We start from the raw sequence: 7071 nt of genomic DNA on the forward strand, positions 1-7071 counted from the left end.
ATTCGGGGCTCCGATCAGGCGAGACGGGGGGTTCTGAGGTCGGAACGGGCTCCGCGGCGCCAGGCCGGGAGGAGCTCCTCGATGAGCGCCTCCGTCTCGGGGGCCATGCCGCCGCCGTACGGATGGGAGGCCGCGCGCCTGTACAGGCCGTCGACGACCACCCGCAGCTGAGCCTGGTCGCCGCTGCCGTGCGCGGCCCTCAGCAGATCTCGCCACAGGCCCTCGTCGTCGGCGGTGAGCAGGAGACCCGCCCTCGCCGCCGCGACCGCGGCCTGCGGATCGCCCTGCGCCAGCCGGATCGCGCACAACCTGTGGGCGGCGTCGGCCACCCGTGCGGTCACGTCGTATTCCAGGGAGTCGGCCGCCAGCCAGGCGTATCTGTTGCCCGGCCGTCCGTTCAGGAGGGGTCCGCGCACGAGCGCCAGAGCCTTGTCCAGCAGCGCGGCCTGCGCGTCGTCGGACCGTCCCGCGTCGGCGAGTTCACCCGCTCTGCGGACCAGCGAGTGGAACAACTGCCAGTCCGTACGGACCTCCGGGCCGAGGCGGAGCCTGCCGGAGTTGTCGAGGAAGAGATGCGGCCGCCCCTCCGCGTCCTTCCCGAGCCATTCGGCCACCCGCGCGATGGTGGCGTCCCTGACGACGGGCTGAACTCCGCGGGGCCACAACACTCCGCCCAGGACGACGGGATGGACGCCGGCCCTGTGCGTGGCCAGATAGACGACCAGCTCCTGGGCCAGCGCGGCCCTGCCCTCCTCGAGCGGGTTGACCGGGCTGATCTCGATCGGGCCGAGGATGCGCACCTCGATCGACGGCGGATCGTCCTGCCCGTGTTCGACCGGCTCATCATGGCCGGTGAGCGGCTCACCCTCGGTCTGCTGAGCCGTACGAAACAGGCCGATCACGGCGTCGTAGTGCCTGCGGGGCAGCAGGTGGGCGTCGACGTCGAAGCCCAGGGCGTCGATCCGCGCCCTGCCGTCCTCGGTGATCTCCCAGTTCCAGGTCGCGTGGTCGACCTCTCCGGCGAGCACGAATCCGCTGGCCGTGCGCATGTCCTTGCCCAGGATCGCCAGGCGGCGGGTCTCGTCCTCGTCGGGGCGGATCGCCGACAACAGGTAGTGCGGCGTCCAGGCCGGGTCGGCGACACGGCCGTGGATGCGGCCTCGCAGGACGTCCTCGCCCCGTTGGACACGCTCCTCGAACTCGGGCAGCACCTCGGCCAGGCTTCCCGCCGTTCGGATGCGGTCGGGCGCGAGCTCCGCCAATTCCTCGCCGAACCCGACCAGGGTGATCCGCATGTCGTCGGACCACCGGTTGGTCGCCAACTCCACCGCGAGGGCGGACAGGCCCGCCACGGTGTGCGCTCCGGTCATGCCGACCACGCCGCGGGCCGCCTCCAGGTCGATCAGCACCCGGCCGTCGTCTCCGCTGCCCAGCGACACCAGCCCGGGGTACGGGGCGGGCACTCCTGCCAGGGCGTTCTCGTCGATCCTGCGGCCTTCGTGGGCGGGCAACCGCCACACCTGACCGCCGTCGCACGCCTCCCACGGCTCCGGGGCGTCCTCGTCGGCGGGCTGGATCCACAGGTCGAGCCCGCGGGCGGACAGGTGCACGGCATAGATGGTCGGCGGCCGTCTGTCCGCCTCGGCGAGGAGTTTGCCCAGCAGGCGCAGACCGATGTCGAGCATGCGGCTGCCCGGGGTGTCCGCGCCCAGGCGGATCGCGACCTCGGCGCCGGCCGCGTCCCCGCGCGGCCGCGCGATCCTGCGGCCGGACACGCGCCGCCAGAGCTGCTCCCTCCTGCGCCGCCCGAGCAGGGCGAGAAGGCCGGCGGAGGCCAGCGTCGCCGCGCCGAGGTAGTCGATGAGGTCCAGCCCTGCGGCGGAGTCCTCGGAATCGGCCACGGGCGCACTACCTGCCGGAGCGCCCGCGCTCTCGGACGACTCGCTGGGGGCAGGCCGGCTCGGAGCCGCGCTGGACGGCTTGGCGGCAGGCGGGGCGGCAGGTGCCGACTCTGCCGGTTCCGGGGTGGCGGGCGCGGAGGTGGCAGGCGCGGACGGCTTGGCGGTGGCCTGCGCGGAGGGGGTTCCCTCGGGCATCGCGGGCGGCGGGAGCACGATCTCGGGCTTCCCCTGGCCGGGAAGGCCGGTCCCCGCCGTGGGCTGACCGGTCTCGTCCGGGCCGGTCGTGGGGCCGGTCGCGGACGGGTCGGCCCGGCCCTCCCCGGGCGCCCCGGCCGGTTGGGGATCCGTGCGCGCGTCGCCCGCCTGAGGCGTCTCCGCCTTCTCCCCCTTGTCGGCTTTCTCGGGCTTATCGGCCTTATCTGCTTTGCCGCCGGATGATCCCTGATGCTCGGCGAGGATCTCCGAACGGTCGTCGTCGGCCGAGACCACGTGGACGTGGCGGGCGTCGTCCGGCATGTCGAGCACCCAGCCGGGCCGGATCAGGTCGGCCATGCGCAGCCTGGTGCCGTCGGGCTGCACCTTGTGCTGGTTGAGCCGGTAGATCTCGTGGTAGCGCCGTCCGTCACCCAGGCACTTGTCGGCGATCTCCCACAGGCTCTCGTGATGGCGGCCGTGCGGCGGCTGGACGATGTAGACCTTCTTGACCTCCCGCGCCTGCACAGGGTCCCGCGCGACGTCGAGGGCGACCGGTGCGGACAGGGCCACTGTCTGCGGGCTGATCGGGGTGGGGGCTCCCATGCGCACGATGGGCGCGGCCACCACGGTCGCGGTGAACAGCAGCAAAACCGCGGACACCAGGCGGTTGGCGAGCGCCTGAGTGCCTCCCGACAGGGGGACGCGGGCGGGCAGTCCGACCCTTCTGATCCCGGCGTACACCTCGACGATCAGGCACAACACCAGCTGAAGCCAGGCGAGCCAGACCAGGACGAGGAGGATCGCGACGACCGTCTCCGGTCCGAGTTGCCTCGTGAACAGGTCGGCGCGGAGCAGTTCCCTGGGCAGGGGCGGCCCGGCCAGGGTGAGCAGCGCGTACGGCACGCCTCCCACGAGAACGACGAGGACCAGCAGCGCCCCGAGCCCCGCGAAGACGTCACGGACCGTCCGGCGCGGCGCGATGCGAACGGGACGGCGGCTTCGCCACTGCTCAGGTGGCCGCCGCGGGGCGGGCCCCCGGGACGCCGGCGGCCGCGGTGACGCGCCCGATCCACGCGGACGAGGAGGGGGACCGGCCGATTGCGGCCAGCCGCTCCCCTTGGGCCGCCCGCGTTCGCGCACGTCCTCCGAGCCGTCCTGTGGGGACATGCCCAGTCCTGAGGGCGGCCGCCGGCCCGGCGGCATGGGCTTGTGGGACACCCGTCATCCCTCCCCGGGGTTGTCGTCCGATGGGCGGCGTACCGCCGCTGTGTCGCTCATCAGGCACCCTCATCCGGAGCGGCGATGGCACTGCCTTCCATGTCGTACGCATCGAGCCCGATCATGGACAGGAAGACGGTGTCCCAGTGGGCGGAGACCACGACCGTCACCTCGGTCGGCGTGGGCGAGCAGTCCTCCATCTCCACACCCTCCGCCGCCTGGGCGTCCACGATCTGCTCCGCCTTCGCGCAGACGACGTCGTCGTCGCCGAGGATTCTCACCTGGCCCGTGTTCCTCAGCAGCGGGACGTCGATCTGGTCGGCCGCGCCACGGGCGGCCTGCTCGGCGATGTCGGCGGCCTTGAGCCGGGCGTTGATGGCCGCCCCGCCGTCGACCAGCAGCCCGGCCAGGAGGATGACCGCGAGCGAGAAGATCACCACGAACACCGACATCGAGCCACGATCACGCGCGGACTTCCGGAGAGGAGTCATTCCACCCTCCGGAACTGCTCCAGTGGAACGGTGGAACTGCCGGACATCCGCTGCGCCACGCTGAAGCCGAGGAACGCGAGGTCGATCTGGCACGACACGGTCACCGTGACGACGCCGCCCGGCTCCCATTCCGCTCCGTCGACGCCGACCTGTGGTGCGCAGTCTCCCGGCAGGGCGTCGCCCGCCGCGTTCTTGGCCGCCTCCTCGGCGTCGCGCAGCGTCCGCTGGACCGAGGCCGCCCGCGCGGCGTCCCGCGCCGCGCCGTTCACCTCGCCCTGGGCCTCCACGATCCGGCCCGCGCCCACCAGGAACATCAGGAAGATCAGGAGGATCGGTGCCAGCAGCACCGTCTCGACGGCCATCGACCCGTGCTCGGACCGCGCTCCACGCGGGGACGGCGCGGGCGCTCTGCTGGGCGAAAGCCGTACATGCCGGATCATCCGCACCCCGTAGTGCCGTCATCGGGACGGAAGCATTCGGTGGGACCGCCGAAATGCGAGGTGATCGTGAACGTGCGCGCCGGAAGGAGGGGCAGGACCTGGACGACGGTGCCGGTCACGTCCACGCCGCGCTCGTCTCCCTTCTCCCAGGCCGTCACCCTCGCGTCGCTGAGCAACTGAGGACCGATCGCCTGCACGATCTCTTCCGCCTTGGTCTCCGCCTCGCCCTGCCAGCCGCTCGGTGCGCCGGAGGCACGGGCGATCCGCGCACCCTCCCGCGCGGCCGCGTCCGCGACCTGGCGGCCGTGTGCCCACAGGGTCATCTGCACGATGAGGAGCACCGCGACGAGCACGATCGGCATGAGCAGGGCGAGTTCCACCACGGACGCGCCCCTGTCCGAGGCGGCCCTTCGTGGCGACAGGCGGTCCATCACTTTCTCCCGCGTCTTGCTACTTGGCACCGCCGAAGGACTTCTGGATTTCGGTGTTCTTGGCGGTGACGCCGGCGGTGATGACGAGCGAGATCGTGATGGCGAGACCGGCGACGATGGCCGTGATGATGACCCACTCGACGGCCGACGCCCCCTTGGTCGGAGCGGTCCGCGCCCGATGGATGCGGTCATGGAACATCGCGATGAGGTAGCTGACAGGCATTTAGACTCCCAGGATTTTCATGGCGGCCGGAAAACTGATGAAGAGCACGAAACCCGCACACAACAGGAGTTGAGCCACGAGCATCGACTGGGACCGCTCCCCCGCCTTGCCCTGCAGGTCCGCGAGTTCGCGGCGGCGGAGCGTGGCGGCTCTGGCGGTCAATGAGGCCCGGACCTTGGCACCGTCGTCTGCCACGAGTCCGAGAGCGGCTGACAGGTCGCGGAGCTCGTCGACGTTGACCTCGTCGCCGAGCTGGCCGAGTGCCTGCCAGGGGGTGATGCCGACGATCCTCGCGTTGGCGAGCGCCTGGCGGATGCGTTCCATCGCCCAGTTGGAACCGATCCCGCCTGACGCGCCCTGGGGGCTGCCGACGGACACCGCCGTGATCAGCGCCTCGGGCACGCCGCGCCCACCCGCCAGGTTCATGGAGACGAGATCGAGGAAGGCGCCCACGGCATGGCGGAAGTCGTTTCGCCGGGCGGTCGCGTCCCGCCGAATCTGCACGTCAGGGAGCAGGAAGAACACCACGGCGACAAGAAGGGCCGCCCAGAGGGGCACCTGCATGGACAGCCCCCAGCCCATGAGCACCATCCAGCCGACGAGGATGGGGAACGCCAGCAGGCCGGAGACCGCCAGCAGGATCTTCGTCGCGAGGAAGCCCTCGAAGGACTTGCCGAGCAGCGCGAGGTCCGCCCTGATCGAACGGACCTGCCAGCCTCTGGAGGCGTAGAAGGCCGCCATCCGGGCGCCGAGTGCGCGCTTGAAGGCGCCGGTGTCCTCCTCCAGGGTGATCAATGACGCCTTCGGGGCGACGCCCCCGCTGCGGGCGACGTCGAGCGCGCCCAACCGGGTGATCAGGCCCGGCCGCGCGGGGAACAAGGCCCGCAACAGCAGGAAGAGGCCCAGGCCGAGCAGCCCTCCCATCAGCACCGGTGCGATCATGACGCCACCTCGATCGCCTGATCACGATTGTTCATCGAGCAGGTCACCGCCCCTCGGGGAGAACTTGTTCATGATCACGCCAGACGGTTGGGGGCCCGTCGCCGCCGCGGGGTCCTGAAGGTCCGGGATCTGACGGTGATAGGGGGCGAGGATCCGAGCGGGCTTGTCGAACGTGGACAGCTTCCTCATCCAGGCGAACCCGGCACCGAACAGACCCGCGACGACGATGAGAACGGCCTGGCCGAGCAAGGAGGCATAGTCCTCGACATAGGAACGGTTGAAGACCACGAGCCCGCCGGCGAAGGCCAGCGACGCGATGACGACGATCTGCACGCTCTTGCGGGTCGACTTGCGCTCGGCTTCGACTTTGCGCCTCATGTCGAGCTCTTCCCGGGCCGATCCGGCCAGGGCGGTCAGCACCTCGCGCAGGCCGGGGCCGCGGAGTTTGGCGTTGAGGATCAGCGCCGCGATGACCAGGTCGGCGGAGGGGTCGTCGAGTTCGTCGGCGAGCAGGCGCAGCGCGTCCGTCAGCGGCATGCGCGTGTGCAGCCGGTCCACGAGCTCTCGCAGGTGGGGCTGCAGGGAGGGCGCGGCGGCCCGGATCGAGACGGGGATGGCCTGTTCGAGGCCGGCGGCTCCCGCGATCGTGTCGCGCAGCGACTCCGTCCAGGCCGCCAGGGCCTCCAGGTTCTGCATGGCCCTGCGCTCCTCGGCCGCACCACCGGCCAAGCCGGGCCAGGCCAGGACCAGCACCACGACGCCGACCGCGACGACCGGCCAGCCGGTCAGCACGAGGACGACGACACCGATGACCACGGCCACCGCGATCCTCGTGGACAGCTTCTTGAGAACCTCCGCCCGCTCGGCACCGTGGTCCGGGCCCGGGGGCCTGGGCCGCATGCCGTACAGGGCGAGGACGAACAGGAACAGGCCGCCGCCGACCGCCGCTCCGCAGAGCAGCACCAGCGGGTCGAGGACCCCGGGAGGCACGAGCCGCATCAGAGCCCTCCCCCGTGGCAGGTCGTGAGGGGAGCGAACGCCTTCATCGCCACACCCCCTGCATGGGGTCGTAGCCGAAGTGGGCGAGCTCGTCGGCGCAGGAGATCGGCGCGTGCGGCACGACACCGCCGTCCGGGGAGGCCATGAACACCTCGGAGGACAGGACCCGGCCGTCGACGCCGGTGACCTCGCGCACGCTGGAGACGAAGCGCCGCAGAGTTCCGCCGAAGT

General features: G+C 71.4%; 7 protein-coding genes and 1 pseudogene. All 8 read right to left on the reverse strand.

What is annotated here, in order from left to right; genetic code table 11:
* Positions 1–14: 14 nt before the first annotated feature.
* Complete coding sequence (locus tag Pmi06nite_RS40180; RefSeq protein WP_203958503.1) at positions 15–3263, reverse strand: AfsR/SARP family transcriptional regulator; 3249 nt, start codon at positions 3261–3263, stop codon at positions 15–17.
* A gap of 110 nt (positions 3264–3373) precedes the next feature.
* Positions 3374–3805 (reverse strand): Tad domain-containing protein, encoded by a 432-nt coding sequence (locus Pmi06nite_RS40185; protein ID WP_239114539.1) that lies wholly within the window; start codon positions 3803–3805, stop codon positions 3374–3376.
* Positions 3802–4167, reverse strand: a complete 366-nt coding sequence (locus Pmi06nite_RS40190; protein ID WP_203958504.1) for a TadE/TadG family type IV pilus assembly protein — start codon at positions 4165–4167, stop codon at positions 3802–3804. Before Pmi06nite_RS40190 ends, Pmi06nite_RS40185 begins: the two co-directional genes overlap by 4 nt.
* A 74-nt stretch (positions 4168–4241) precedes the next feature.
* Positions 4242–4676, reverse strand: a complete 435-nt coding sequence (locus Pmi06nite_RS40195; protein ID WP_203958505.1) for a TadE/TadG family type IV pilus assembly protein — start codon at positions 4674–4676, stop codon at positions 4242–4244.
* Positions 4677–4695: 19 nt separating this feature from the next.
* Positions 4696–4899, reverse strand: a complete 204-nt coding sequence (locus Pmi06nite_RS40200) for a hypothetical protein (protein WP_203958506.1) — start codon at positions 4897–4899, stop codon at positions 4696–4698.
* Positions 4900–5841: a type II secretion system F family protein gene (locus tag Pmi06nite_RS40205; RefSeq protein WP_203958507.1), complete on the reverse strand. Its 942-nt coding sequence runs from the start codon at positions 5839–5841 to the stop codon at positions 4900–4902.
* Positions 5842–5862: 21 nt separating this feature from the next.
* Positions 5863–6840 carry a type II secretion system F family protein gene (locus tag Pmi06nite_RS40210; protein ID WP_203958508.1) on the reverse strand — a complete coding sequence of 326 codons (978 nt, stop codon included), beginning with the start codon at positions 6838–6840 and terminating at the stop codon, positions 5863–5865.
* A 43-nt stretch (positions 6841–6883) separates the two neighbouring features.
* A pseudogene (locus tag Pmi06nite_RS40215) lies at positions 6884–7071 on the reverse strand (CpaF family protein); the annotation flags it as partial.

Origin of the sequence: Planotetraspora mira (assembly GCF_016863275.1) — a bacterium.
GTDB lineage: Bacteria > Actinomycetota > Actinomycetes > Streptosporangiales > Streptosporangiaceae > Planotetraspora > Planotetraspora mira.

Bases quoted from the DNA above. Each gene is read 5' to 3' on its own strand.
- Pmi06nite_RS40180 (WP_203958503.1), bottom strand. From the start codon at position 3,263: ATGTCCCCACAGGACGGCTCGGAGGACGTGCGCGAACGCGGGCGGCCC.
- Pmi06nite_RS40185 (WP_239114539.1), bottom strand. From the start codon at position 3,805: ATGACTCCTCTCCGGAAGTCCGCGCGTGATCGTGGCTCGATGTCGGTG.
- Pmi06nite_RS40190 (WP_203958504.1), bottom strand. From the start codon at position 4,167: ATGGCCGTCGAGACGGTGCTGCTGGCACCGATCCTCCTGATCTTCCTG.
- Pmi06nite_RS40195 (WP_203958505.1), bottom strand. From the start codon at position 4,676: ATGGACCGCCTGTCGCCACGAAGGGCCGCCTCGGACAGGGGCGCGTCC.
- Pmi06nite_RS40200 (WP_203958506.1), bottom strand. From the start codon at position 4,899: ATGCCTGTCAGCTACCTCATCGCGATGTTCCATGACCGCATCCATCGG.
- Pmi06nite_RS40205 (WP_203958507.1), bottom strand. From the start codon at position 5,841: ATGATCGCACCGGTGCTGATGGGAGGGCTGCTCGGCCTGGGCCTCTTC.
- Pmi06nite_RS40210 (WP_203958508.1), bottom strand. From the start codon at position 6,840: ATGCGGCTCGTGCCTCCCGGGGTCCTCGACCCGCTGGTGCTGCTCTGC.